This is a genomic window from Pedobacter sp. W3I1 (genome assembly GCF_030816015.1).
Taxonomy (GTDB): Bacteria; Bacteroidota; Bacteroidia; order Sphingobacteriales; family Sphingobacteriaceae; genus Pedobacter.
In genome coordinates this window covers 2312681-2339005 of sequence record NZ_JAUSXN010000001.1, presented here as the reverse complement: position 1 = coordinate 2339005, position 26325 = coordinate 2312681, and the positions used below count along the sequence as shown (strand labels likewise).

20 protein-coding genes are annotated in these 26325 nt (G+C 38.9%); 11 read left to right on the top strand and 9 right to left on the bottom strand.

Going from position 1 to position 26325, the window contains the following annotated elements:
* Positions 1 to 35: 35 nt before the first annotated feature.
* From QF042_RS09805 to QF042_RS09780, 6 genes are read right to left on the bottom strand one after another with little or no spacing between them, the layout of a single operon-like run.
* On the bottom strand, positions 36 to 596 hold the full coding sequence (locus tag QF042_RS09805; RefSeq protein ID WP_307527756.1) for a carbohydrate binding domain-containing protein: 561 nt from the start codon (positions 594 to 596) through the stop codon (positions 36 to 38).
* A gap of 2 nt (positions 597 to 598) precedes the next feature.
* Entirely contained in the window at positions 599 to 2836 is a 2238-nt protein-coding gene (locus QF042_RS09800) for a glycoside hydrolase family 3 N-terminal domain-containing protein (protein ID WP_307527754.1), read from the bottom strand.
* A 45-nt stretch (positions 2837 to 2881) separates the two neighbouring features.
* On the bottom strand, positions 2882 to 4168 hold the full coding sequence (locus QF042_RS09795) for a glycoside hydrolase family 2 TIM barrel-domain containing protein (RefSeq protein ID WP_307527752.1): 1287 nt from the start codon (positions 4166 to 4168) through the stop codon (positions 2882 to 2884).
* A 57-nt stretch (positions 4169 to 4225) separates the two neighbouring features.
* Positions 4226 to 5365, bottom strand: coding sequence for an IPT/TIG domain-containing protein (locus tag QF042_RS09790; RefSeq protein WP_307527750.1), 1140 nt, complete (start codon positions 5363 to 5365; stop codon positions 4226 to 4228).
* 7 nt (positions 5366 to 5372) lie between these two features.
* Positions 5373 to 7025 (bottom strand): RagB/SusD family nutrient uptake outer membrane protein, encoded by a 1653-nt coding sequence (locus QF042_RS09785; protein WP_307527748.1) that lies wholly within the window; start codon positions 7023 to 7025, stop codon positions 5373 to 5375.
* A gap of 15 nt (positions 7026 to 7040) precedes the next feature.
* Entirely contained in the window at positions 7041 to 10202 is a 3162-nt protein-coding gene (locus QF042_RS09780; protein ID WP_307527746.1) for a TonB-dependent receptor, read from the bottom strand.
* Between the two features lie 939 nt (positions 10203 to 11141).
* Between QF042_RS09780 and QF042_RS09775 the strand changes: the two genes are divergently transcribed.
* From QF042_RS09775 to QF042_RS09735, 9 genes are all read left to right on the top strand, one after another.
* Positions 11142 to 12245, top strand: coding sequence for an SGNH/GDSL hydrolase family protein (locus tag QF042_RS09775; protein WP_307527744.1), 1104 nt, complete (start codon positions 11142 to 11144; stop codon positions 12243 to 12245).
* 486 nt (positions 12246 to 12731) lie between these two features.
* Positions 12732 to 13592 carry an AraC family transcriptional regulator gene (locus QF042_RS09770; protein WP_307527742.1) on the top strand — a complete coding sequence of 287 codons (861 nt, stop codon included), beginning with the start codon at positions 12732 to 12734 and terminating at the stop codon, positions 13590 to 13592.
* Positions 13593 to 13614: 22 nt separating this feature from the next.
* On the top strand, positions 13615 to 14250 hold the full coding sequence (locus QF042_RS09765; RefSeq protein WP_307527740.1) for an SDR family oxidoreductase: 636 nt from the start codon (positions 13615 to 13617) through the stop codon (positions 14248 to 14250).
* A 267-nt stretch (positions 14251 to 14517) separates the two neighbouring features.
* Positions 14518 to 15078, top strand: coding sequence for a nuclear transport factor 2 family protein (locus tag QF042_RS09760; RefSeq protein ID WP_307527738.1), 561 nt, complete (start codon positions 14518 to 14520; stop codon positions 15076 to 15078).
* Positions 15079 to 15083: 5 nt separating this feature from the next.
* Positions 15084 to 15470 carry a nuclear transport factor 2 family protein gene (locus tag QF042_RS09755; RefSeq protein WP_307527735.1) on the top strand — a complete coding sequence of 129 codons (387 nt, stop codon included), beginning with the start codon at positions 15084 to 15086 and terminating at the stop codon, positions 15468 to 15470.
* Positions 15471 to 15549: 79 nt separating this feature from the next.
* On the top strand, positions 15550 to 16620 hold the full coding sequence (locus tag QF042_RS09750) for an NADH:flavin oxidoreductase/NADH oxidase (protein ID WP_307527733.1): 1071 nt from the start codon (positions 15550 to 15552) through the stop codon (positions 16618 to 16620).
* Between the two features lie 18 nt (positions 16621 to 16638).
* A complete protein-coding gene (locus tag QF042_RS09745; protein WP_307527731.1) occupies positions 16639 to 16917 on the top strand; it encodes a putative quinol monooxygenase in 279 nt (92 codons plus the stop codon).
* 39 nt (positions 16918 to 16956) lie between these two features.
* Complete coding sequence (locus QF042_RS09740) at positions 16957 to 17154, top strand: hypothetical protein (RefSeq protein WP_307527729.1); 198 nt, start codon at positions 16957 to 16959, stop codon at positions 17152 to 17154.
* Positions 17093 to 17920, top strand: a complete 828-nt coding sequence (locus tag QF042_RS09735; RefSeq protein ID WP_307527726.1) for a RimK family alpha-L-glutamate ligase — start codon at positions 17093 to 17095, stop codon at positions 17918 to 17920. Before QF042_RS09740 ends, QF042_RS09735 begins: the two co-directional genes overlap by 62 nt.
* A 282-nt stretch (positions 17921 to 18202) precedes the next feature.
* Here QF042_RS09735 and QF042_RS09730 read toward each other — a convergent pair whose 3' ends face one another.
* Positions 18203 to 19738, bottom strand: a complete 1536-nt coding sequence (locus tag QF042_RS09730) for a glycoside hydrolase family 28 protein (protein WP_307527724.1) — start codon at positions 19736 to 19738, stop codon at positions 18203 to 18205.
* Between the two features lie 903 nt (positions 19739 to 20641).
* Between QF042_RS09730 and QF042_RS09725 the strand changes: the two genes are divergently transcribed.
* Both QF042_RS09725 and QF042_RS09720 read left to right on the top strand, forming a co-directional pair.
* Positions 20642 to 22024: a sialate O-acetylesterase gene (locus tag QF042_RS09725; protein ID WP_307527721.1), complete on the top strand. Its 1383-nt coding sequence runs from the start codon at positions 20642 to 20644 to the stop codon at positions 22022 to 22024.
* A gap of 110 nt (positions 22025 to 22134) precedes the next feature.
* Complete coding sequence (locus tag QF042_RS09720) at positions 22135 to 22944, top strand: hypothetical protein (RefSeq protein ID WP_307527719.1); 810 nt, start codon at positions 22135 to 22137, stop codon at positions 22942 to 22944.
* 546 nt (positions 22945 to 23490) lie between these two features.
* Here QF042_RS09720 and QF042_RS09715 read toward each other — a convergent pair.
* Both QF042_RS09715 and QF042_RS09710 read right to left on the bottom strand, forming a co-directional pair.
* Positions 23491 to 24864, bottom strand: a complete 1374-nt coding sequence (locus tag QF042_RS09715; RefSeq protein WP_307527717.1) for a YeiH family protein — start codon at positions 24862 to 24864, stop codon at positions 23491 to 23493.
* 5 nt (positions 24865 to 24869) lie between these two features.
* On the bottom strand, positions 24870 to 26321 hold the full coding sequence (locus tag QF042_RS09710) for an NAD(P)/FAD-dependent oxidoreductase (protein WP_307527715.1): 1452 nt from the start codon (positions 26319 to 26321) through the stop codon (positions 24870 to 24872).
* Between the last annotated feature and the right edge of the window lie 4 nt (positions 26322 to 26325).

The window sequence follows — 26325 nt, the reverse complement described above, 5'->3', positions numbered from 1 at the left end:
TGTAATCCCGAAGAAGATTTTTTTAAAGTCCATCGTTAATTGGTTTTTAAAACCGCGGTTTCTTTTTCAAAATCTTCAATTGAAATTACCTTTGCATTTAAATCATCAACAAAAAAAGTTCCCGAAGCCTCGCTTAGTGCAATCATAATTCTAAAACCTGTTGCTCCATCAGGCACTCTTAAGCTTTTCTTAAAAGCAGACCAATCTTCCGTTCCTAATTTTTCGACTAATGGAATTCCTTCACCTAACTTCTTATCTCCATCAGTAAATTCTAAAACTATTACAGCTGTATTCCAGGCATTTGCACCCTGTTCTACCTCATCCATTTTATAAAAGCCAGAAACTACAATGGCTTTTGATTTTTTTGGAAGTTTAACCTTTTGATCAATTCCCTCCCATTTTCCTTTTACATAAGAAACCAATGCCAAACTGGCTTCACCAGATTTCCGGATTACCGTACTAACCTTGGCATTTCCAGCGCCCCAGCTATTTAAACCATCTTCAAAGCCACCATTGCTAATTAAATTCTTTTGTGCAGATGCTTGACCGATGCTAAAAAGCAAAATTATCAACGAAGAATAGATATATTTTTTCATTGCTATTTATATTGAAATTCATCACTTAAATCGCCTATCATTACTTTAAAAGCTCCGGCTTCGGTTACTGTTTTTAACGATGTATTTACAAACGCCAGGTCGTTTTTATTTAATGTAAAGCTTACCGTTTTACTTTCTCCAGCTTTCAGATCGATTTTTTGAAAAGCTCTTAATCTTTTCATATCAGGGCTGATGCTAGCATACATATCTCTTGAATATAATTCTACAGTCTGCTTTCCATCTATTTTACCCGTATTGCTTACCACAACAGATACCTGTAAATTGTTATCACCGGTCAGGTTTTTGGTGCTCAATTTTAAATTGCTGTAGGTAAAAGTGGTATAACTTAAACCAGTACCAAATGCAAATAATGGATTGTAGCCAGTGTGTACATCATCATTAAAAACTTCTCTAATGTCTTCTGCAGGTTTTCTATCATACAAAACTATTTCCCCGCTACTTCTTGGGTAGCTAAATGGAAGTTTACCATTTGGGTTATAATCGCCAAAAAGCACATCAGCAATTGCTTCTGCAGTTTTTTTACCGCTCCAATAAGCCATTAAAATTCCATTAATTTTAGGCTCAATATTGGTGATAAATCTTGGTCTACCTTCCGTTAAAACCAGAATTATTGGTTTTCCGGTTGCAATTGCGGCTTTTGCTAAAACCTGCTGATTTTCATCCAAGGCTAAGTCTGCAATATTCCCAGGGCTTTCTGCATACGCATTTTCGCCAAGACATAAAATTATAACATCGGCATTCCTGGCAGATTTGGTAAGCGCATCAACATCAAAATTTTCGGGACTTTCAAAACCTTTAGCTGTGGTGGTTAAAACATTTTTTTCGCCAACTTTTTCTTTTATGGTTTGCAAAATGGTTTTACTATCTTTTGGATACCATTGCTCTTCTTTCCCTTGCCATGTGTAACTCCAACAACCATTTAAGGCACTAATACTTTGTGCGCCAGGACCAACAACCAAATATTTTTTGCTCTTAGATAAAGGCAAAACATTATCTTGATTTTTCAATAAAGTCATTGCTTCATGCGCAGCATCCAAAGCAAGTGTTTGATATTCAGCTTTGCCAAAATTCGCTTTTGCATTTTCTTCCGGATAAGGATTATCAAATAAGCCCAACTTCATTTTGAGCATTAAAATCCTTTTAACAGCGTCATCAATACGGGCCATTGAAACTTCTTTTCTCTGAACCGCTTCAATCAACAGATCATAAAAAGTAAAATCACCTGGTACCATGCTCATATCTACGCCAGCATTTACGCACATAGCAACGGCCTCTCTTGGTGTACTTGCCACATGATGCCAGGCATAAACACGTTTAATATCTTCCCAATCGCTTACAGCAACGCCATTGAAACCCAATTCTTTACGCAAAATATCTGTTAATAAATACTTACTTGCATGAACCGGCATTCCATTTATTATACTAGAATTGATCATTACCGATGATGCACCAGCTTTTACTGCCTCCCTAAACTGAGGCAGATAATACTCTCTCATTTCTATTTCCGGCAGATAGATTGGTGTTCTGTCCTTGCCATTTCTCGAAGCTGAATAACCTAAAAAGTGTTTCATACAACTTGCAACGGCTGTTGTTTTGTTTAATCCATCCTCTTCGTAAGCCTTAATTACAGAAGCGCCCATTGTTTTGCCAATGAAAACATCTTCTCCATAAGTTTCCGGGAAACGTGACCATAAAGGCTGTCTACCGCAATCTAAAACAGTTGCAAAATTCCACCTCACTCCGCTTGCTCTTAATTCTTTAGCAGCTACTTTGGTTACCGCTTTGGCCAGGTCCAAATTTCTTGTTGCAGCCATTCCAATATTTTGCGGAAAAAGCGTTGATTCCAAAGTATAAGTCTGACCATGAATTCCATCTAAGCCATATAAAATTGGAATTTTTAATCTGGTATTTTTGGCTTCATCAGCGATTTTAGTAAGCAAATTATGCCACTGATCTACCGTTAGAGCGTGGTTAGTAACATTTAAAATTGAACCAACCTTATGTTTGATTATTGCATTTTTTAATGCATCTGGATTAATTTCCCCATCTATTTGCGTACCCACCACACCTAGGGTAATCTGGGTCATTTGCCCAACTTTTTCCTCCAATGTCATTTTCGCTAAAATAGCATCAACCTTCTTTTGGTTTAAATCTATCTTTTGTGCCCTTAAAGTTATTGCTGAAGCGACAACTGCGATTATTAAAAAATATTTTTTCATTTTAACTTTATAAACTGAATGTTGGCAATGTTCAAAAGGAGATCGTTACTTTTTTAAATAGGTCTGGATAATTTTCCAGGTCGATTGATCTGAATCAAAAACAGAATTTAAACCCTGTTCTTCCTGTGGCGGATCTCCTGAAAAATCATCGCCATCTTTCCAAAACAACTGTCCGTTAATTGGTCTGGATGTACCACCGAACGACCAAAAATTACAGCCAGCAATTGCGCCATTTTTCTTCTGACTATTGGCCCACATCGAGAAAATATTTCCAAAATATTCATCACGCAGTTTTGTTGTACTCGAAGGGTCAAAAGCATGACCATCCCTCGGCAACCCAAATTCTTCAATTACCAAAGGTTTGTTTAGTTGTTGGGCAATACTTTCGTGTTGCTTTATATATGCTGAAGTTTTTTCTATAACTGTAGGCAAATTCTCCGTTGTTGGAGCATCTTTAAACCAGCCCCAGTTTTTTGGCCAAATGTGGATGGTTAAATAATCAATGCTTTTATTGCCATGGATTTCTTTAAATAAATCCCAGTTTTCTTCCGTGCCCATAAAACCTTCGGCACCAATTGTAATCAAATGATTTTTATCAATAGATTTAATATAGGTCGCCGTATTTGCAATCCAGTTTTTATAAGCTTCAATGGCTTCTGGCCTCATTGGTCTTGGCTCATTGGCCAGTTCCCAAGCCATAATAGCGGGTTCATTAATGTACTTTTTACCAGTGTAAGCGTTTTTATGTTGAAGTATAAATTTCACCTGTTTTTGATAATCGATTTTACAGCCATCACATGAGTAAAACTTACTGGTGTAATCACGCTGTTCATCCCAGGTTAATTTTCGTTTTAATGTGTCATTATCAATTTGGCCGTTCCAGTTTAAATACTGCATAAAGCCACCACTCCATTCCCAATTGTTGCTCAGGTACAAAATGGCATACATCTTTCGCTTTGCCATTTCCATTAATAACAAATCCAGTCCTTTTAAAATTTCTGCATGGTAAACGTTATGCTGAGTTTGTAAGGCAGGCTTAACCCGATCTACTCCATTAATTTTCCCTTCACCTTCAGAGCCGACCAAAACACGAAGATTATTTACGCCTTTTGATTTCAAAAAATCGAGCTCTTTAATTAGTCTTTGTTTACCTTTTGCAGGATCTTTTTGCAAAGCCAATAATCCACCGTACCAATAATTGACCCCAATGTAATAGTAAGGTTTTCCGTTAATCAGGAATTGGTGACCTTTTTGCTTAACGAAAGACGGCTGTGCGCTTGCCACACCTATAATAAATGCAAATGCAACCAGTAAGGATATTTTCTTGATCATTTTTTTTACTAAAAAGCCCTGACCTAAGATAGATCAGGGCAGTAACTTTGTTATGCACTAAATAAATCCTATATCATCGACATAAATTGTACTTGGTACTGCGTTGCCTAAACTTTGCAATACAAATTCGGTAACGACTGATGGATTACCTACATCTTTTAATTGAATGGTATAATCTGTGTATACACCAGGAACGAGTGTTATGGCAACAGCCTTGCCATAATTTCCATTGATAACCAACTGAACCCTGCTTCCAGCAACTATTCCTGTTCCACCATATACAGAAAACTTTATGGCGGTCAACCCTGATTTTGTAACATCAATCGTTGATCCGTTGTAGCCAATCTGTAATGCACCGTAGGCATCGGTATAAGTTGTGGCTATGGCATATGTACCGCGTTTAACACGGGCGGTGCTCGCCAAGTTTATCGTACTATTGTATCCCAAATAAGAACCCCATCCTGTTGCGAATAAATCATCATAAAGCAAAGCTTTGAATCCGAATGAACCAGCAGAACGGGTGGTACCACCAGGCGTAGTTACCAAAATACGCGACTGAACAACACCTGCAGGTACTTTAACCTGAATCTGAGTTTTGGTTGGCGTTCCAACAATCTGTGCTGGGATAGAATCAAAAGTAACCTTCGTAACCCCTTCGAATATTGTTCCAACTATCGTTACAATTTCTCCTGCGCCTGCAGCAACCGGACTAAAAGATGTGATTGTTGGCGGAGGTTGCAGAATAGGGAAATCGAAACTTGCAGTACCAAATTTGGTAGTTACAATTAATTTATTACTTTGACTTGGCCCATAAGGCGTTTCAGCAGGTATAAAAATGATAATGCTGTTATCGGTTAACAATGCAGGATTATAATTAACCTGCAATCCGTTAAATGAAACTGAAAGTGTTGTCATCAGGTTTTCTCCAACTATAGCATACTGATTATTCAATCTTCCGGCAACAACCGTTGAATCAAATTTAACCTGCCTTGTTTCGTTATAAACCAAGTTAGAATCCAAATTAATTCTGTGCACTACATTTTTAAGGGTATCGGTTTTGCTGATTAACCTTACTCTTGTAATTTTTGGTGCACCGCCAGCACCCTCGTCGGTTTTCTTACATGAAGCAAAACCTACCACTATTGCCACAAATAATATGAGCGTAGTGAATCTTGTTTGATTATTTATCTTTTTCATGTTCATTTTATTTAAAAACATAAGGTACTGGTGGCTGTATTAATTTAGGGTTTGATGCAACCTCGGTTGCTGGATAAGGAAATAGGAATTTACTATTCGTCATTGAATAATATCCATTTCCATAGCTATTGGAAGGTACGCTGTTATCTCCAGCTCCGCGATCCTGTTGATTGATAATTGTAATCGCGTTTGGATGGTTGGAAACGTTATACCCATCTAAACGGGCCAGATCAAACCAGTAATCAAATTCGAACATAAATTCGCGTCTGCGTTCCTCTAAAATATCATCACGATAATATTGCGCTGGTGCATTGCCAGGCTTACCAGGCGTGTTGTTGGCCGTAAAATAGCCACGTCTAATCTGTGTTAAATTACCAAGACCTGCACGGTTTCTTATTTTGTTAATTGCTGCTAACGCCTGAGGATCTGTGCTATTTTTTGAAGTTCCCATTATGGCTTCGGCCAGAATCAGGTAAACTTCAGCATAGCGCATCATATATGTGTTGTTATTAGAAGATTGTGCTGAACCTACACCACCGTTATCTGCAGGTGTACCTACCACGTATTTTTTAACAAATGCACTTGTACCTTGTCCCTGATTGGCAGCTTGTGTGTAACCTCCAGTTGCCTGATTAATTTCAGGATAAAAAGATCCGGTAACCATTATAGTTGGCTTAAAGCGCTTATCATCTTGCTGAAAACTATATAACGCATCAAAAGTAACCCCTAAAACGCCGTAACCATCACCCGTACCTGTAATTGTGGGATTGGCCGCCCAAGAAGCTTGCAAAGGATTTCCTTTACCATAACCTCCAGCGCCTGCCCATTGAAGTGCGATTACTGATTCTTCGTTGTTGTTATTTGCTGTTAAGAATAGGTCTTTAAATTCTTTCCCCGGAACATCAATACCATAAAGCTTAAATTCTCCGCTATTGATTACCTTTTCTGCCTCAAGGCGTGCGTTGGTATAATCTTGCATGTACAGATAAACTTTAGCAAGAAGTGCCGAGGCAGATCCGCTAGAAACACGGCCTTGCGCAATAGAATTGCCACTTCTGATTTGTGGAATAAGGTTGCTTTCAGCAAACTTAAGATCGTTTAGAATAAATTTATAAACATCAGTTACGGGATTGGTATTAACCTGAAAGTTTTCTACATAATCTAATGTATTTTCAATGATTGGTACATTTCCAAATAACCTAACCAAATGAAAATAAGCCAAAGCTCTAAATAAACGAGCTTCTCCTAACGCTTGGTTAACTACCTTTCTGTCTACCGATGCAGGCACTTTTTCAGGCAAATTATTGATGATTGCATTAGATTGTGCAACCACAATCCATAACGAATTGTAAGCATTTGCAAGTTCTGTATTCCCATCGGTTACAGAAAAATTTCCAAAATTAGATACATCGGATGAGTACGAACGACCGTTTCCACCGGCCATTTCAGTGATGGCCCATCCCCCTTTAGTTACCCAACCAAACCAGGCTGCGCTATAAAGAATGTTGGTGCTTGATTTTACCTGGTCTGCTGTTTTATAAAAATTATCCAATGTGATGGCGCTTTGCGGCGGACGATCGAAAAATTCTTTTTTACAACTGGTTACCGTGCTCATAAGGAGAACAGCAATTGCAAGTGAATATTTTATATATGTTTTCATATTTCTTTCTTATAATTAAAATTCTGCATTAATTCCAAAAGTAAATGTGCGTGGGATAGGGTATCTGCCACTATCTACATTGGTTAGAAACACATTGTAATTCTGGTTACCAACCTCTGGATCTAACCCCTTATATTTTGTAAATACATATAGATTCTGTACGCTTGCGAATACTTTTAATCTGTTCAGCTTTGCTTTACGAATAAACTCTGAGGGCAGGTTGTAAGCCAAGTTTACATTTTGAACACGTAGAAAAGAACCCGACTCTATAAAACGATCTGAGTTTTTTAAGTTTGGATTGTCTCCACCCCGAGGTGCCGGAATATTAGAACCTGTATTGGTTGGGCTCCAAAAATCGATTGATGTGGCCAACTGGTTTTGATACTGACCAGATAACCCGGCCAATTGATAATTTAAGGCATTTAAAATTTTCGCTCCGTAAGAGCCATTTAAAAAGATCGAAAGATCAAAAGATTTATAAGAGAAATTGTTCGTGATACCGTAAGTGAATTTTGGATTTGGATTACCTAAAGAGGTTTGATCGGATTCATCAATCTTACCATCACCGTTCAAATCTTCGAACTGAATATCTCCCAACCAAGTGCCTGCACTATTATTTGTTAAGGGTCGGTCAAACTGAACTGGAGCAGCCCTTAACTGTGCATCGGTGCGGAAAATATCTTTTACTTTATAGCCATAAAATTCACCAATTGATCCACCTACCTTAGTTCTGGTAACCGTCATCTGAAGAAAACTTACGTTAATCTTGCCATCTATAAATGGAATGCCGTCTGCTAGCGATATTACTTTATTATTATACTTCGAAAACACTACAGTTGTATTCCATTTAAAGTTTCCTGTTAAGTTTTTAGTATTCAAAGTAAAATCAAAACCTTTATTACTTACGTTACCTCCATTAATGAAAGGTGGACTGATTACACCTGCATCAGAATAAGCCGCCGTTTGCCCAACAAGATATGCTGGTAGTGGTTTCTGAAATAAGAAGTGTTTAGAGGTTTTATTAAAATAATCGAAAGAGGCATCAATTCTACCTTTAAATAAGCTAAAATCTACTCCCGCATTTGTTTGTACGGCACTTTCCCATGTTACATTTCGATTTGGAACTTTATCTATTGCAAAGCCAGTACCCAAACCTGTAACTACAGGATTTAAAGCTGAGCCATAAGGATAGTTTTTAAGGTTTTGATTTCCCAAAGAACCATAACCAAATCTTAATTTAATATTGTCTGCGAAATCCTTTATTCCCGCCATAAAAGACTCATCAGACAAGCGCCATGAAACGGCAAATGATGGAAAATATCCTACTTGCTTACCTTCAGCAAATTTTGAAGATTTATCTGAACGTATGGTCGATGTGATGCTGTATTTATTGTTATAAGTATAAATACCCCTCGCAAAAAAAGATTCTAGTGCCTGGCTATCTTTATATTCTCCAATAATTGCAGTCTTAAGATCACCTAAACCTAGCGTTTGCAAATCATTACTTAAAAACTTCTGAATGGAGGCATCAGTTCCACCCCAAGTAGATTGGTTAACCTCGTAACCTAACAAAGCTGTTAAATTATGTTTCTTATTGAAAGTATGTGCATAAGTTAAATACTCTTTCCATCCCCAATAAGTGGTATTCGAATTGTATTCCTGTAATCTGGCAGTTGCATTTCCATATATACCATATTGGTAGGTTGGTGTGAATACCCTTGCGGCAGAATAATTAAAATCACCATTTACTTCAGATCTCAACGTTAAATCATTGGTAAATTTAATATCGCCATAAAGCGCTCCATTAAGATTACTCCTATTTAAAACATTGGTAATATCCAGTGATTGAGCAACAGGATTAATCTGTCCGCCTTGTTGGTTTGAATTTGGAATAGGCCCTGCAAAAGAGCCATCAGAGTTTCTTACGGCCTGATCTGGCGCACTTAACAAAGCATTGTAAACAACGCCTGAATTATTTGATAAACCTTGATTTTCGTTTGAGCGGCTTCCAGATAAGGACATTCCAACTTTTAACCACGGCTTAACCTGGCTATTGATGTTTGAGCGAAAAGTATATCTTTTATAATTACTTCCCAAAATTGTACCATCCTGTTTTAGATAGCCTCCTGAGATATAATAATCCAAACCATCTTTACCGCCAGATATTCCCAATTGATGATTTTGCATTACTGCATTTCTGAAAATTTCATCCTGCCAATCGGTTCCCTTACCCAGTAAAGCAGGATCTGCAAATTCTGGTCTTCTTTGGACGCCAACAACATCCGCTAATGCATTCTGTAATACCGCATATTGCTGAAGATTCATAACATCAAGAAATTTTCCTTGTTGTGAAATTGCGCCATATCCATCGTATGTAACTCTTGCCGATCCATTTTTCCCACGTTTGGTGGTAATAATGATTACACCATTGGATGCCCGGCTGCCATAAATAGCAGCAGCAGAGGCGTCTTTTAAAACGTCGATAGATTCGATATCGCTAGGATTAATAGAAGAAAGTGGACTCACAGCAGATTCGCCATTGTTAGGCGATAAACCCACTGTTCGTCCACTGGTGGATTGATTGGTTGCGTCGCCAGATATTGGAACACCATCAACCACATATAAAGGCTCATTGGATAAGCTCAAAGAGGTTATCCCGCGTACACGCACAGAGGTAGAACTTCCGGGAGCACCAGAGTTTTGTGTAATAGTAAGTCCTGAGGCCTTGCCCTGAAGCATTTGATCGATACTTACCTGTGGTATGTTTGCAATGTCTGCCGCTTTAACAGAAGAAATTGCGCCATTTACATCACCCCTTTTCTGTGTACCATATCCAATTACAACTACATCAGATAAATCAGTAAATGCAGGCTTTAAAACAACGTTTATCACGCTTTTATCGCCTACTGTAATTTCTTGTTTAGCAAGGCCAATGAAAGAAAAAACCAGTGTGGTTGCTGAACCTGAAGGAACGGTAATTACATATTTACCGTCAGAATTTGTGGAAACAGCAGTTTGAGCGTTTTTTATCGATACACCTGCGCCTGGCAAGGTAATACCTTTTTCATCTGAAACAGTTCCCGAAATTTGCCTATTTGCAGCATTTTGGGCGAGCGCTGGAAATAGCGATGCCAGAAATACGACAAACAGCATAGCTGCTCGTAACATTTTAGTCATAATGTTTATATTTAGTTATTTGTTTACTAACTCAAAGTTAACATCATTGCCAAGTATGTTTATAATATTATTTTAACTTAAGATAATCTTAAAAGAACTCTTAAATAGATAAAATTTAATTAAAGCAATCATTATCAATATATTTATCTCAATATGTATCATACTTAATGTTGTACTTTTTTACCAATATTTTTAGAAAAATCACCCTAATTTCGATAAAATCAGCCCCCTCAATATCAAGATGGTGTTAATGAATGCGCATTTTGACCATTATATTTAATATTTAATCTGGAAAGTATCAGCTGTTAATTCAATGTTATTTTGAAATTGGCAGACTTTAATCCCTGAGAATTAGCATCTATTGAGACAACACCTTTTCCACCTGTTTTCTAACAATCACTTGGGCAAAGCCATTGAATAACCTCCTCTTCCAGACAGAGGCAGGCTTAAATACCTGAAACGCACCTGGATCTGAATTGATAACATCCCAACTATTCACTTTTAATAGTTGCGTTGCAAGTATGGCAATCGTATTTTTCCCAGGCTTTATGATAGACTTATCAAGAATAAAAATGTTAGAAAGTACAGATGGCCATCCAAAAGGTGTAGATTCGCCCCGGTAATCGAAACCCGTCCATTAAACATTCCAGCTAAATAATGGCGGGAGGCATAGTGTTTCCATCAGTCTTCGAGAAAAGACCAATAAAAATATTGATGTGCTTAATAAAGTATAATTTTTCTCATAAAACTATTGGCACCGCCTTTTGAGCGCTTAAATAAATTTGGTTTTTAACTAAATAAAGATAAAGCGCGATTGACTAGTAACAATCTCTTTTTAAGCTTTATTACTCATACTTTTTCTCCATTTGGTGATAGTTTTTTATCGAAATGCAAGTATGGCTTTCGCTTTTATATATAATTGCAGAAACTATAAACCGTATGAAACTTAAAATGCTCATCATCTTAACTGTATCCATATTTCTGGGCAAAAAGGTCCACGCCAATATTGATACTCTTTTGGCAGCTCAGCTTAAACCATTAGGGAGATCACTCATTAACGGCAGCAATAAGCTGGAATTAATCAGTTCTGCTGTACATTTCGGCTATAAGTTCAGAGGCGAAAGCTGTACTATATATGCATCTTTAAAAGATGAATGGGAACATAACTACATTCAGTACGAAATAGATGGGAAATATCAAAAACGCATCCGTATAAACGGAAATTCAAAAGCTCCGATCGTGATCAAAACGGATGGAATAGGGCAACATACGGTCTGGATATATAAAGCCACTGAAGCGCATACCGGCCCAATCATTATTGATAAAATTATTGCAGAAAAGATTTCGGCAATAAGTGCCCGCAAGGCCCCTCTCATCGAGTTTATAGGGAACAGCATTACCTGTGGTGCGGCTTCGGACCCATCCGAGTATCCCTGCGGAACCGGAGAATATCATGATCAGCACAATGCCTATATGGCTTATGGCCCACGGGTTTCCAGAAGATTAGCGGTGAACTATATCATGAGCAGTGTTAGTGGAATAGGTATATACAGAACCTGGAACAGGGAGGGGCCATCAATGCCCGAAGTTTATGAAAATATTGATTTTAAAAAAGACACGGACCTTAAATGGGATTTTAAAAAATATGCACCAAAAATTGTCAGTATTGCTTTAGGAACCAATGACCTCAGCACTGGAGATGGAAAGACACCTAGAAAGCCATTTGATGCAGATACCTTCGTAACCAGATACGTAGATTTTATAAAATTCATCAAATCCAGGTATCCCTTGACGAAAATTGCCCTTTTAAGCAGTCCAATGGTAAAAGGAGCACAGAGGAAACTGCTTGAAGAATCCCTTTTGCGCATAAAAAAGCGTATCGATTCTATGTATCCAGCAGAAGATGAAGTAAGTACGTTTTTCTTTCAAGAGATGGAACCGCACGGTTGCGGTGGCCATCCCAGCGTGGAAGATCACCTAATCCTTGCCCAGCAGCTCTATCCATTCTATAGGAAACTACTCAATTCCCGCCGGACCCGATAATGTTGATCAGGCAAACAGTCCATGAATTTAGTTTCAGAATATATCAGGTTAACCTGTCGGGGCTATTGCGTTCCCTACGCAAGCCAGTTAGTTCCTTTTGTAATTTTCTGCCGGAATGAATTATCAGGTTATGCCGGAACAAAAACCGGAACAAGGTTCCTAACTGTTTATCCTTTCTTTATGAGCAGGTGGTGATGCGTACTACAGCATTATTATGTCCATAGAAAATGCAGATTGGGCTATTTAGCAAAAATATTTGATCCAAAAAGAATAAAAGCACTTATAAAAGAACCATACATTTGTGTGGTAATACATTCCTTAAATTCAAAGTTTGATTATATTGTCTTTTTTCTAATTCCAGATATTGAAGGCATATTATCAAATACGAGAATCCTGGTCGTGTAATTAATCAATTACTATCATGGAATAGCAAATAATCAAATACGGTCAATTGTTTAATGTCATATCGTATCAAAAAACAGGCAAATGAAAAAAATGATTAAAGTCCCAACTTCTTTGATCGGTGGCGACGCTCCTCAAAATTCCCTGAAGCTGGATGGTTGCTCAGTAATAGAGCAGTGCATACACAGTACAGAAGTTAAAGGAACAATGTACCTCGAACAGCATTTGCTCCTTATTGTGCTGGAAGGATCGGTTGTGCTCAATTATGGGAAACAAGAATATACCCTTGTTAAAAATGATATGATTTTGCTTAAAAAAGCAACGGCTGTTAAATATCATAAATTTGGAAATGCCGAAAATGATAATATCTACGACAGTTTAATGTTCAGTATCAAAGATGATCTGCTAAAGTCATTTCTGTCAACGTCAGACATTAAGGTGTCAAAACCTGAAGGAGAGATAAAAACAGGTGTATACCCAATGAACGAATGTCTGGTTGCATTTGCACACTCTTTGAAGCCTTACTTTTTTGATCATTCTGTGGTTCATCCCGGACAGCTTCGTTTGAAGATTATGGAATTACTTTACGATGTTGCAGAATGTAACCGAAACATGTTTTTACAAATTCTCCAGTTACACGAGCCCGTACGAACTGATATACCTAACGTGGTGGAACAGCATTATGCCTCACCAGTCTCTGTTTCCGAGCTCGCCTATCTTTCCGGCAGAAGTCTTTCAAGTTTCAAGAGGGACTTTCAAAATATATACAATGTTGCACCTGCAACCTGGATAAGGGAAAAGAGATTGGAAAAGGCAAAAGATATGCTGGAAACGACAGCCTTATCGGTTTCAGATATCTGTTACTCATTAGGATTTGAAAATGTCTCCCACTTTTCAAGAATATACAAAGAATTTCACGGACAGGCACCAAGTATCACCCGTTAATAGATATTTAAAACTTAAACTCATGAAAGTATTAGTCATTGGAGGAAATGGTAGAGTTGGATCTCTATTAGTCAACAAATTAGCTGCTCAACATCAGGTTTTAGCCGGCTCAAGAAATCCAAGTCCAGAAAATAATCTAAATAATATCGAGCAAGTCTATCTTAATTTGCTAAGCGATGTTGATGCCATTGCAGAAAGCATGAATGGTGTTGATGCCGTTTATTTTGTTTCCGGATCACGGGGAAAAGACCTTTTACAGATTGATCTGCACGGAGCGATAAAATCGATTCAAGCCTCAGAAAAAGCAGGAGTTAAACGTTACATTATGCTGAGTTCTGTTTTCGCACTACAACCGGAGCGTTGGAATGAATCTTTCCTGAGTAACTTAACAGATTACAATATTGCCAAGCATTATGCTGATCTTTACCTCACAACCCAAACCCGGCTTGATTATACTATTTTGCAACCCGGAGCGCTCAAAGAGGAAGCAGGTTCCGGAAAAATAGATACCAATGTTACCCATCCAGGAGCTAATTCTATTGCTAATGTGGTAGATACACTTGTTTCAATATTAGAAAATAATTCAACCATCGGTAAGGTAATTTTGATGCACGATGGCAATACCCCGATTGAAGAAGCTTTACATCAGCTCAAATAGTAATCATAACATTTAATTACCGGTTCTAACCGTAGAGCTTATTTTCAATTTTCGTTAAAAAATTCTTTTAAAGCGGTAACTTCTACTTCGTGGTTACAACTTCCAGGCCTTAAAAAAGGACTAATTAGTCAAAATCTTTGAGCTAATTAGAAAAATCCACGCATATTGTTCAATGTATCTTTGTAATAGAAAAAAGAGATAATAATTCTGCTAATAATTAACAGGATGTTATGCTCATCTAGAAAACACTGATAAAAAAAACGTTTTATGGAAAGCAATCATGAACCCAAAAGTCCTGTGCAGGGCTTAGCAGGATTCAATATTGATGGATCACAAAAAAGCAGCAGAAAAATAGCGAGAAAACTGTTTTCCCCAATATTAACCGTCCTGATATTCTCTGCCCTAACAATTGGAAGCTTATTAATTTCATGTCAAAATAGTAATAATCAAAATAATAAAAAAGAAGTTATGCAAAACAATCAAGAACAAAAGGACGGAATCCTTAAAGCGATAGATTTATATGTTGAAGCAGGAAGAAAAGGAGACGGAAATATCGCGAAACCAGCATTCGCCTCAACTTCAACAATGTCATGGTCAGAAAATGGAGTATTGAAAAGTGTTCCGATCCAGGTACTCTTGGATGGGTTTTCTGCAGCGGAGCCAATGGAAGCGGGTTATAAACTGACTACCTTGGATGTAGAAGGAGATGCTGCAATAGTGAGAATCGAATCTCAGTTTGGACATAACAAATATGCCGACATGTTTACATTGGTAAAAGACGGTAGCGATTGGAAAATCATTAGTAAAATTTATCACGTAACAAAATAGAAGTCATGTCAGCAAATCAAAATATCAACACCGTTCAAGACTATGAAGATGTCCTGGCAGCAATGGAAGGATATATCCATGGATTGAAAACAGGAAATGTAGAAGAACTGAAGAAAACATTTCATCAGGATGCGATCATGTATGGTCATTTAGGAGATGATCTATCGCAAGGCAGTATTGATAATCTTTATACATATGTTGAGAAATTTGGCGCAGCACCAAATATCAAAACCAATCTGACGGTTTTACATAAAACACCCACCACAGCAATTGTTCGCATTGAAATGGAACATGATGCAGCAGATGAAGATTTCACCGATTACCATTCATTGATCAAAATCAAAGGAGAATGGAAAGTTGTTGCAAAACTATTCCATCTCTACGCTAAATAATCAAAAGTCCTTACGTTGAAGTTCTTACTGGGAGCAATAATTTGCTCTCAGCGGAGCTCTGCGTTCTAAAAAAATAAAAATGTCAAAATTATTCAGTCCTATAAAGGTTAAATCAGTCACATTTAGAAACAGGATCATTACTTCGCCAATGTGTATGTACATGGCTGAGGATGGATTTGCAAGTGACTGGCACCTGGTTCACTATGGTTCCAGAGCAATGGGAGGAGCAGGTGCAGTGATGCTGGAAGCAACCTCAGTCCGTTTAGATGGACGTATTGGAGTCGGAGATCTGGGAATCTGGAAAGACGAACACATTGAAATGCTGGCCAAGATTACATCTTTTATCAAAAGCGCCGGAAGTGTTCCTGCCATTCAATTGGCTCACGCAGGTAGAAAAGGAAGTACCTGGGCCTCAGGCCGTGAAAGCCACCCTTTAATGCCCGATGAAGAAAATGGATGGGAAGTGATCGCGCCTTCTGCAATTGCTTTTTCACCAGAAATGCAATTGCCCCGTGAGATGACCTTACAAGATATTAAAGATATTCAACAAGCGTTTGTAGATGCTGCAGTCAGAGCTTTAAAGGCTGGGTTTAAACTGATCGAAATCCACAGTGCACACGGTTATCTGATTAATGAATTTTTATCTCCTGTTCCAAATAAAAGAACCGATCAATACGGGGGGAGTATAGAAAACAGAGCAAGGTTCCTATTTGAAATTATTGACAAGGTAAAAACGGTATGGCCTTCGGAACTTCCAATTGCCGTACGTATTTCGGCAACAGACTGGATGGAAGAAGGATGGAATGTTGATGATTCACTTTGGTTAAGCCAAAAATTGTCAGAGAAAGGAATTGATATCATTGATGTTTCTTCAGGTGGTACAGTTCCAAATGCTAAAATTAAAGTGGGTTCCGGTTATCAGCTGCCATTTGCAAGTACCATTAAACGTGAGTTGAAAGATCAAATATTGGTTGGAACAGTAGGTATGATTACCAATGCACACCAGGCCGAAACAATCTTGACCAATGGAGACGCCGATCTTATTTTTATTGGTCGTGAACTTTTGAGAAATCCTTATTTTCCTTTAGAGGCCGCAAAACAGCTTCGTTCGGAAATCCCTGTACCCAAGCCTTATGAACTCGCATTTTAATATTAAAAGACAAATTTTATGAGTATTTATTTAACCGTTGTTGTAAAAGCAAAGCCTGAGCATCAGCAAGAAATCAGAAACCTTTTATATAGTCTTCCGGAATTATCAAAAAAAGAAGATGCCTGCATTGAATATGATGTTCACCAGAGCATTGATGACGAAAATATCTTTATTCTAAATGAAAAATGGAAAAGTCTGGATGGGTTGAGTCTACACAATGAACAAACTTACTCAAAGGAGCTTTTTACAGCATTCGACAAATTACAGGAGCAACCAATCATTTATCGATCCAAATAATTCTGAGCAGCGTTTTTATTGTTTATAAAATTTAGAAATATGAAAAAATTAAATGAATCTGTGACCATTATTACCGGAGCATCTTCTGAGATTGGTGCCGCATCATCAATGAAAATTGCATATATAACATATAACGGAGCGCTTAAATATTCATCAGCGAACGGCTTTAATGAAAATGAAGATCTGCTGCCCATGCTGCGAAATAAGGGTTTGGATATTTCTGCAAATATGGGATGATCCACTGGTTGACTGGGAGAAATACGATGTTGCCCTTTTGAAAACTCCCTGGGACTATCATCAGAAATTCGGACAATTTAAGCTTTGGCTTGAAAAGATTGAATCTTTAAATATCAGGCTGCTTAATGACTATAAGGTTGTTAGGTGGAATATGGACAAGCATTACCTGTTGGAAATTGCAGCGGCTGGTTTTGACATCATTCCATCTATATTTCTTCAGCAGGGCTGGAATGAAGAGCTAACACCATTGTTTGAAAAGTTAGGGTCTGACAAGATCATTATAAAACCCTGTGTAAGTGGTGGATCAAGAAATACAATTGTTCTGAATAAAACTAGTGCCTTGCCAGACAGGCAACGTGTTTTAAGTCTAGTGTCAGAAGGTGATTTTATCGCTCAGCCACTAATGCCACAAATCAGGGAAGGCGAATGGTCATTTATCTTTTTCAATGGCAAGTACAGCCATACTATAATAAAAAAGCCCAAGACCGGCGACTTTAGGGTTCAGCAGATTTTTGGTGGAACAATAGAAATTGTATCACCTGATCAGCAATACATTGAACATGCTGAACTTTATGTCTCCCGTTTTGCAAAAAATACACTCTACACACGTGTCGATGGTTTAATGGTCGATGGTAACTTTGTGCTTATGGAAATTGAACTGGTAGAGCCATTCTTATATCTTTCTTATCACCCCGATGCAGTAGAGCGATATTTCCAAGCATTGGTTGCGCAGTTGGAAAATTTCGAAAACAGTGTACCTTTGTAACCTTGGACCTAAATATGAAATAAATTCCTAGGCTTTAATTGATGCCGATCCTTCAATCATTTATCAACAAGTTAAGCAGAGAAAAAGACCTAAAATGGCTGCTGATAGTTCCTACAAAAGAAAAACTTACTTGTGCAATGATAAAAAGGTGGGCACTCGGTGAAGTTGTGCCCTAATTTAATTTCTATATCTGAAATCAAATTCTTTTATAATTCATCATATACTTCTGTTTGTTATCGCTAAGTTGGATACGGTATATCAGACTCAAAATATTTTGATCGGTTATTTGACACCCTTTTTTTTAACCGTTATCCCTTTATTGAGGTTGAGGTCTACATCAGATCCATGTTCCAGATATACATCCACGGCATCTTTGTTTACCGGAGATCCGGTACCTTTAAAGTTCTCAATCTTTATATCCGAGAAATCCCTTACCTCAATACCGTTGGTAAAGTAAGGCATCCGTGTACCACTCCAGGTTAGCTTTAGGTCTCTTATCGTCAGTCCCTTAACATGCTGAGCAAAAAGTGCAGGTATATCATGCATAAACAATTGCTTTTCGGTGGATGCACCCCTCAGGTCAATGTTACCGCCGGCAACATCGTTCAGTTTACTGTCTGTCAACTCAAATATTATATTGCTGAAGGTTACATTTTCGATAATGCTCTCTTTGGACCCGTAAATAAGGATTCCGTTTTCTGCTTTACAGGTTATATTACTGAAATTTACATTTTTGATACTGCCTAGCTTTACATCCTTATTTCCTACCACAGCAGATATATGTATGGGCTCACCGTTACCCCACCAGTCTCCCGTCCGCAATTTGGTTTCGATATTTACACCTGATATGTTGATATTTTCGAGGGAGCCCTGGTCACGGACAAAAATACCGATCCCCCTGGTCGAGTTTGTAATATTGCAGTTTGTAATATTGATATTCCGCACGGTATTCTGATCCAGAAAACCGATCCTGATCCCACTTGAATAAGACTGTAGATTGCAGTTGCTAATATTTATATTTTCAGACACGTGGCGTAATCCCTTAAAACCAGGAATTTCAAAATGATGGTCGTATCCCACAACTGCTATGGCATCATCTCCCGCCCTGATGTCGCTATTGGTAATGATTACATTTTTGCTCGATGCGACATCAATACCATCGGCATTCGGTGCCAGCATGTTGGTCCATAAGCGTATACCATCTACCAGCACTCCGTCGCAGTCGGCAAAAAGCATGGTCCAGAAAGGCGGCCTGGTAATAAATATATCCTTTAAGGTTACACGTTTACAATTGCTGAAGATAAGCATCTGATAAGGCCTGTTGAGGGGTACTATTGGTCCGTCACCAAGGCCGCCTCCCTCAACTTTTCTAAAATCTTCCCTTTGACGTGTGTCTTTGGTACCCTCTATTTCAATTTTTTTAGGCTTTGTATTGTCAAAAAAAGCATCACCATTGCCATCCATATTACCGTGTCCCGAAATAGTTATGTTTTCAGCATTCTCAGCATAAAGCATTCCATAATGCACTTCATTGAAGGGTGCATAATCGTTCAGGTTAGGACTTCCTTTCAGTACTGCTCCGGTTTCCAGGTACAAATGAACATTATCCTTAAGATAAACTGTGCCGATTATGAAAGTACCAACGGGTATTGTCACAGTCCCTCCACCGTTTTTGTTGCAAGCATCAACGGCTTTCTGTAAAGCCTTGGTGTTTAATGTTTTGCCATCGCCCAATGCGCCAAACTTTGTTACATCATATGTCTGCGCATTTGCTATAGTTGTGAAAAGCAATAAAAATAATGTAATAGATCTTCTCATTGTTATTTGGTTTATGATTTATGCGGCCCTAAAGCTCTTTTTGGGTAATTATAGATTTATATGCACCTGTTATTATCATTGACTGTGATTTTAGAAACCCCTGCAGAAGGGCAGGTATTAAATTACCCTACCCTCCAAAATAACAGAACAGTAAAAATAAAAACATAGCTTTTGAAGAAGTAATAATATTCATTCATATACTGATATTATAATAGCATTTATTGAAATAAAATACGCCAATATCAATACGGGTGTAGATAATAATATATTCTGCATTAAACTACGATTGCAATAAATAAATTGCAATGGGTGAGGATCTTTAGGCTTGCACAGAGGGGATGTGTCCATAAGCCCGGCCGCATGCCAATATCTTTAATCTTCCTGCCAGCCTCCCCATAAATGAAGTCGTAAAATTAAAAGCATAGGTCTAATGGATATAATGGTAATCATTCAAATGCTGATCTTATTAGAATATCCTTAAAAAATATATTGTGAAATTGGCATCCGGCTGTATTGTGTTATCTTTTTGCTTTGTTGCTTTGATAACTTCAATAACTAGTCTAGGACTATCCTGATCCATATCCATAATGTGGTAATAGCATTATTAAATGAAAGAATACTATTAGTTACCCAACAGATTCTTCCTATATATTTGTTTTAGAAGATTCTGTCTTAAATATGAAAAACTGAAAATATGGTGAAAAATTATATTTTGGGGCTGCTCTGCCTCTTTGCGCTACAGGCTGAACTTTTACATTACAGCTTTAAGAGTACATCAATTTCTTGTAAGCAACAACAACACAATAAGATAAGTGCTGGAGTATCACACCCAGGATCCGGTTGTAAATAAAAACTTGAAATAACTTTACGAACACTGCTTGCCCATAATTAAAAACTTAATTAATGAAAAATCTTATTTATCTTTTCCTTCTTTCCCTTATTGGGTTTTCGGCATCTGCGAATGTATCGCTTCCTGCCTTCTTTTCAGACAATATGGTATTGCAGCGCAATTCCGATGTCAAATTATGGGGATGGGGCAGCCCAAACGAGGAAATTACCGTTACCGCAAGCTGGGATGCTGCTACCTATAAGGTAAAGGCGGGCAATCAGGCAACGTGGCAGATTATTATCAAGACCCCAAAGGAAGGCGGACCCTATACCCTGAAATTTAAAGGTTATAATGAAGTAGTTTTTAACAATGTCATGTTGGGTGAGGTTTGGCTTTGTTCGGGGCAAAGCAATATGGAATGGACAGCGGCATCGGGAATTGATAATGCCGTCGCAGAAATTGCAGCAGCTAATTATCCAGATATAAGGTTCTTTGCGGCGCCAAAACTGACCGCGATATATCCCCAGAATAACCTGTCCGGAGCCTGGCAGGCATGCACCCCTGAAACCATGAAATACTTTAGTGCCATAGGGTACTTTTTTGCGCAGCATCTGCAGGAAGGCCTTAAGGGCGTGCCTATCGGTATCATCAATTGCAGTTGGGGTGGTACAAATGCTGAAGTATGGATGCCGCAGGATTACATCGCTAAGGATGCCGTACTTGCCTCGGCTGCCGCTAAATTTAACGAATCAGAATGGTGGCCCCGGGAACCCGGACGCGTTTATAATGCAATGATACATCCTTTTGCCGGGTTAAGATTGGCTGGTGTTTTGTGGTACCAGGGTGAAAGCAATGTTGGGTCAGTTGTGTATCACAGGACATTTGCGGGCCTAATCAAGTCCTGGCGTGAGGCATGGCATGATGATTTTCCCTTTTACTATGTACAAATAGCGCCTTATAATTACCAGGGTGACTCAAGTATGGGAGCTTTAACCCGGAATGAACAGCGTAAGGTGCTACAGGCAGTACCAAAAACAGGTATGGTAGTTATTTCCGATGTTGGCAATATAAACGACATCCATCCACGCAATAAAAAACCTGTTGGTGTTCGCTTAGCTAACCTTGCACTAGGCAATCTTTACGGCATTGATAATGGAATTGTAAGCAGCCCTTTGTACAAAGATTTTAAAGTTAGCGGTAATAAGGCAACTATCAACTTTGATAATGCTGACGGCCTACATTTTTCAAATAAAAAATCCGATTTATTTGAAGTTGCAGGGAACGATGGGGTATTTCATCCGGCAACAGCCGAAATCAAAAAAAATGCTGTCATAGTCACTTCTAAAGAAGTAAAAAAACCAGAACAGGTACGCTACGCATGGCGTAACACTGCTATAGCTGATCTTTTTAATAAAGCCAACCTACCGGCCTCCTCATTTACAAGCGAAGTAAGGTAATAGCCTAAATAATTTTCATCTTGAACTGGTAGAATATTGGCACATACCAAGTTTAAAATAAGTATTTTTAAATTTTTATAAAATGGCAACATACCCAAATTTCATAAGCGATGAAGACCGTACTTTATTTAACTGATCTGTACTTTGAGGCGAAGGGGAGAAAATATTATCAGGAAGACCTGTTCCTCACCTCACAATTAAAAAGGCATTTCAATATTCTTATTGGACATCCCCACCAGGCAATCTCTTTTCTTGATTCTGCCGACATGGTTGTGTTCAGGAATACGGGTCCGGTGCTTGGCTATCAGGATTATTTTAACCACTTTCTGGAGGCCGTTAAAACCATGGGCATACCTACTTTCAATTCTTTTGACGGAAAAGCTGACATCAGGGGAAAACAATATTTGCTTGACCTGATGGATCTGAATTATCCCGTAATACCAACAGTGAGTGATATCTCAGGGCTGGACAGGTTGGGCAATACCGATAAATATATCGTTAAAATCAAAAATGGTGCAGATTCTATAGGCATGGAAATACTTTCCCGTTCTGAATTACTTGCCGATAACCCAAAAGGAAAGCTGATTCAGCCGTTTTTACCATTGGACTATGAGGTCTCCTTTTATTATTTAAATCATGAGTTCCAATATGCCCTCTATGCGCCAGACAGGCAAAAGCGCTGGGAACTAACCGAATACTTTCCCACCGAAGCGGACATTCTTTTTGCAGATAAATTCATACGATGGAATGACATTAAGACAGGCATTACTAGAGTCGACGCAGGCAGAACTTCAAATGGCGAACTGCTGCTGGTGGAATTGGAGGATCTTAATCCCTTTCTTTCTATAGGGCTATTAGCTGAGGAAAAACAGCAGCGGTTCATTAATAGATGGGTAGATATTTTAAAAACTTTAAGCTAGGCAAACGCCTTGAATGGATATTTTGACGATTGTGCTTCTTCGTTGGATGGACCGCTGTTAATTGACCCCATCTCGCCAATAATATTTATCAGAACACCTTATTTTCGAAACACTTACAAATGATTAAAAATTGGTGAAACGGGGTTAAATAAATTGGTTTGTACAGTAGGGTGAGTTCTTTATTACTTCATTGACTGCCTTGTTCTAAAATAGCTTGTCATCAAAAATTGCTATAAAGAGCAAAACTAATGTGTTTTGAATTTACTTTTTGAAACGAGGTAGCGTGCAAGGCTCACTTCAGAATTTTCAAATCCGCAATCCGTTTCAAATCTTCAATAAAAAAGTTCGTTAATGGTCTAGTCGGAGCACTTAAGGAGACAACTCATTTTTGTTGCCTCCTTTTTTTGTACCTATAAAAATCTATTGCACAACAATCTAAGACGCCAGTAATTGGTGTTCGATTTTTAGTTTGAATTTTCTGTACCGCTTTAAAATTGGTTCAGAAAACACTTAGAATAGTAAAATATTGAACATTACTATATATACCTACTTAAAATCGGGTATTGGGAATATATGTCCGCCAAACAATATATACGACCATAACAGTGTCCAAAAAATGTTGAAGATCTGTGCCGTAACAAATGTAATTGCTGGTCTACCTCCCTGCAGTTTCACGAGAGATGAAAATTTAGCTTCCATACCAATCGAGATAAATGCAATCGCAAACCACACGGTACGCAGTCCATTCAACGCAGGTGCAACGCTTTTTGCGGTTGCAGGCGATAACAGGAAGGAGAATACCAACGATGCAGCGACAAATCCCAATACAAATTTCGGGAAACGTTCCCATACAATTTTGAGCCCGGGGCTTTCAGCTTTGGCCAAAACACTGCCATCTTCCCCTTTAGGTTTTTTATAGGCCCACCAGATAGCGATAAAAAATGCCGCAACACCGATAAATACGTTTTGCGAGAATTTCGCAATCACCCCAGCCTTAACCGCTATTGGCCCTACCAGATCACCAGCCGCTGTAACGGTTGCAGTGGTATCTAAAGTTCCGCCCAGCCATGCGCCGCCGATTACTTCAGGAATGTGAAAATACCTTACTGCCCAAGGCTGTATGATCATCATCGGGATAGCCATAATCAACACCAAGGTGGTTACATAGGATAGTTTACGTTTATCGCCATTGATTGCCCCGGCCGCTACTATGGCTGCAGAAACACCACAAATGGATACCGCTGAAGCCAATATTACACCGAATTCATCATCTACCTTTAATTTACGGCTTAGCCATAGAGAGAAAAACCAGACTGCTGTAACCACAATAATGGCCTGTACAATGCCCGGTAAACCTGCTTTAATTAAATCAGCCGATAAAATGGTAGTTCCTAAGATCACCAAACCTGTTTTAATATAAAATTCTGAGCGTACAGCTTCTTTTAACCAGGTTGGCAATTTTACCAAATTACCCAACAAAATACCAATAAGCAGGGCAAACACCACGTATTCCAATCCGAAATAAGATACGTTTTTGTTGCCGCCGATAATAAACGAGAGGATTGCCAAAAAGTAGATCAGGGTAAAACCCGCAGCAAATCTCGCTACATTGCCACCCGACAGGCCTATTGCAGTTGCGGCAAGTGCTAAAAATACAGCTCCGGTTTCTACAATTAGCAATAGATTATGGCCTGATAGTATTTTACCCAACAAATCGTCGGTTGTGGCCCATTTGAATGCGGGTAAAGTTATCGTAGTACCGTTATTGGTTAAATAAAGTACGGTTGCAATAATAATTGTCCCTAAAATAACCGCCCACCAATCTTCGGTAAGCGATTGTAAAAATGTTTTTTTGTCGGGTGTTATTCCGGCATCTGTTAAAGCTCCCGTAGTTCCTGAAGCATTGTTTTGTGTTGACATACTGTTTATTTGTGGTTATCTAATTTTATGTTAAAAATGTCTTTTAATACCTGTTTACCTGCATGATATCCGCACATGCCATGCACGCCGCCTCCAGGAGGTGTAGAAGATGAACAGATATATAATCCTTTGGCCGAAGTTCTGTAAGGTGACCACCTTAAAGCCGGTCGGGTAAATAATTGGCCCAAGTCCAGTATTCCCCCGTTAATATCGCCTCCGATATAATTTCTGTTGTGCGCTTCCATCTGCCCGGTATTCATAGTGTGCTTTGCAAGTATCCTGTCTCTAAAACCTGGGGCAAAGCGTTCTACCTGGTTTTCAATAATGGCAGTCATATCCTGTTTTGATCCGTTGGGTACATGGCAATAGGCCCAGGCGGTCTGTTTTCCTTCCGGTGCGCGTGAAGCATCAAACAGGCTCTGCTGTGCAAGCAGTACAAATGGTTTTTCAGCTTGCTGGCCTTTACTTGTTTTCAGTTCCCCTTCAGCTATTTCTTCGAAGGTATTACCTAAATGTACGGTACCCGCTTGAGTACATGCTTCGGCAGTAAATGGTATAGGTCCATCCAATGCCCAATCTACCTTAAACACACCCATACCGTATCGGTAACGGTCAAGTTGCCATTTGTAAACGGATGAGAATTTATGGCCTGCGATCTGCAGTAATTGCTTTGGCGTTACATCGAAGAGCACTGCGTGTGCAGATGGCAGTTGATTTAAAGAAGAAACATAAGTTCCTGTTTCAATCTTTCCACCAACCGATTTAAAATAAGCGGCCAGTGCATCTGCAATAGATTTTGAGCCGCCTTTTGGTATCGGCCAGCCTTTAAGATGCCCGGCAGCCATGAGCACCAAACCGATGGCCGTGGTACTCAGGTTACTTAATGGCTGTATGGCATGTGCAGCCATCCCGGCAAAAAGTCCTCGGGCAGGATTTTCTTTAAAACGTTTCACAAAACCCGTGGCGCTGCTCAATGCTTTTAAGCCAAAGCCTGCCATGGCCAAGGGGTGTTTAGGGAAATGTAGTGGGCCTAATGCGTCTTCATCAATCAGCGGCCAAACTGAAGTGATGTTTTCCATCAATGCGGTGTATGTTTTTGCATCCCCGCCTAAATATTCTGCTGTTTTTTGGATAGAATGATCCAATATGGCAGCGGTACCATCATCAAAAGGATGTGCAGCGGCCAATGTAGGCTGTAGGTATTCTAATCCAAAACCAGACAAAGGCAGCGTTTTAAAAAATGGGGAAGCCAGTGCCATCGGGTGGATGGCAGAACAAACATCATGCGTAAAGCCTGGCAAAGTAAGTTCGGCTGAGCTAAGCCCGCCACCAATTACCTCTTTACCTTCTATAATTAAAACGGAAAGCCCCTGTTGCTGCAAAAGTATAGCTGCAGCCAGTCCATTTGGCCCCGCCCCAACTACTATCGCATCATAATCCCGCTTTTCTAATTTCATCTGG

Coding starts and splice junctions, on each gene's coding strand:
- QF042_RS09805 (WP_307527756.1), bottom strand. CDS start 596: ATGAAAAAATATATCTATTCTTCGTTGATAATTTTGCTTTTTAGCATC.
- QF042_RS09800 (WP_307527754.1), bottom strand. CDS start 2,836: ATGAAAAAATATTTTTTAATAATCGCAGTTGTCGCTTCAGCAATAACT.
- QF042_RS09795 (WP_307527752.1), bottom strand. CDS start 4,168: ATGATCAAGAAAATATCCTTACTGGTTGCATTTGCATTTATTATAGGT.
- QF042_RS09790 (WP_307527750.1), bottom strand. CDS start 5,365: ATGAAAAAGATAAATAATCAAACAAGATTCACTACGCTCATATTATTT.
- QF042_RS09785 (WP_307527748.1), bottom strand. CDS start 7,025: ATGAAAACATATATAAAATATTCACTTGCAATTGCTGTTCTCCTTATG.
- QF042_RS09780 (WP_307527746.1), bottom strand. CDS start 10,202: ATGACTAAAATGTTACGAGCAGCTATGCTGTTTGTCGTATTTCTGGCA.
- QF042_RS09775 (WP_307527744.1), top strand. CDS start 11,142: ATGAAACTTAAAATGCTCATCATCTTAACTGTATCCATATTTCTGGGC.
- QF042_RS09770 (WP_307527742.1), top strand. CDS start 12,732: ATGAAAAAAATGATTAAAGTCCCAACTTCTTTGATCGGTGGCGACGCT.
- QF042_RS09765 (WP_307527740.1), top strand. CDS start 13,615: ATGAAAGTATTAGTCATTGGAGGAAATGGTAGAGTTGGATCTCTATTA.
- QF042_RS09760 (WP_307527738.1), top strand. CDS start 14,518: ATGGAAAGCAATCATGAACCCAAAAGTCCTGTGCAGGGCTTAGCAGGA.
- QF042_RS09755 (WP_307527735.1), top strand. CDS start 15,084: ATGTCAGCAAATCAAAATATCAACACCGTTCAAGACTATGAAGATGTC.
- QF042_RS09750 (WP_307527733.1), top strand. CDS start 15,550: ATGTCAAAATTATTCAGTCCTATAAAGGTTAAATCAGTCACATTTAGA.
- QF042_RS09745 (WP_307527731.1), top strand. CDS start 16,639: ATGAGTATTTATTTAACCGTTGTTGTAAAAGCAAAGCCTGAGCATCAG.
- QF042_RS09740 (WP_307527729.1), top strand. CDS start 16,957: ATGAAAAAATTAAATGAATCTGTGACCATTATTACCGGAGCATCTTCT.
- QF042_RS09735 (WP_307527726.1), top strand. CDS start 17,093: ATGAAGATCTGCTGCCCATGCTGCGAAATAAGGGTTTGGATATTTCTG.
- QF042_RS09730 (WP_307527724.1), bottom strand. CDS start 19,738: ATGAGAAGATCTATTACATTATTTTTATTGCTTTTCACAACTATAGCA.
- QF042_RS09725 (WP_307527721.1), top strand. CDS start 20,642: ATGAAAAATCTTATTTATCTTTTCCTTCTTTCCCTTATTGGGTTTTCG.
- QF042_RS09720 (WP_307527719.1), top strand. CDS start 22,135: ATGAAGACCGTACTTTATTTAACTGATCTGTACTTTGAGGCGAAGGGG.
- QF042_RS09715 (WP_307527717.1), bottom strand. CDS start 24,864: ATGTCAACACAAAACAATGCTTCAGGAACTACGGGAGCTTTAACAGAT.
- QF042_RS09710 (WP_307527715.1), bottom strand. CDS start 26,321: ATGAAATTAGAAAAGCGGGATTATGATGCGATAGTAGTTGGGGCGGGG.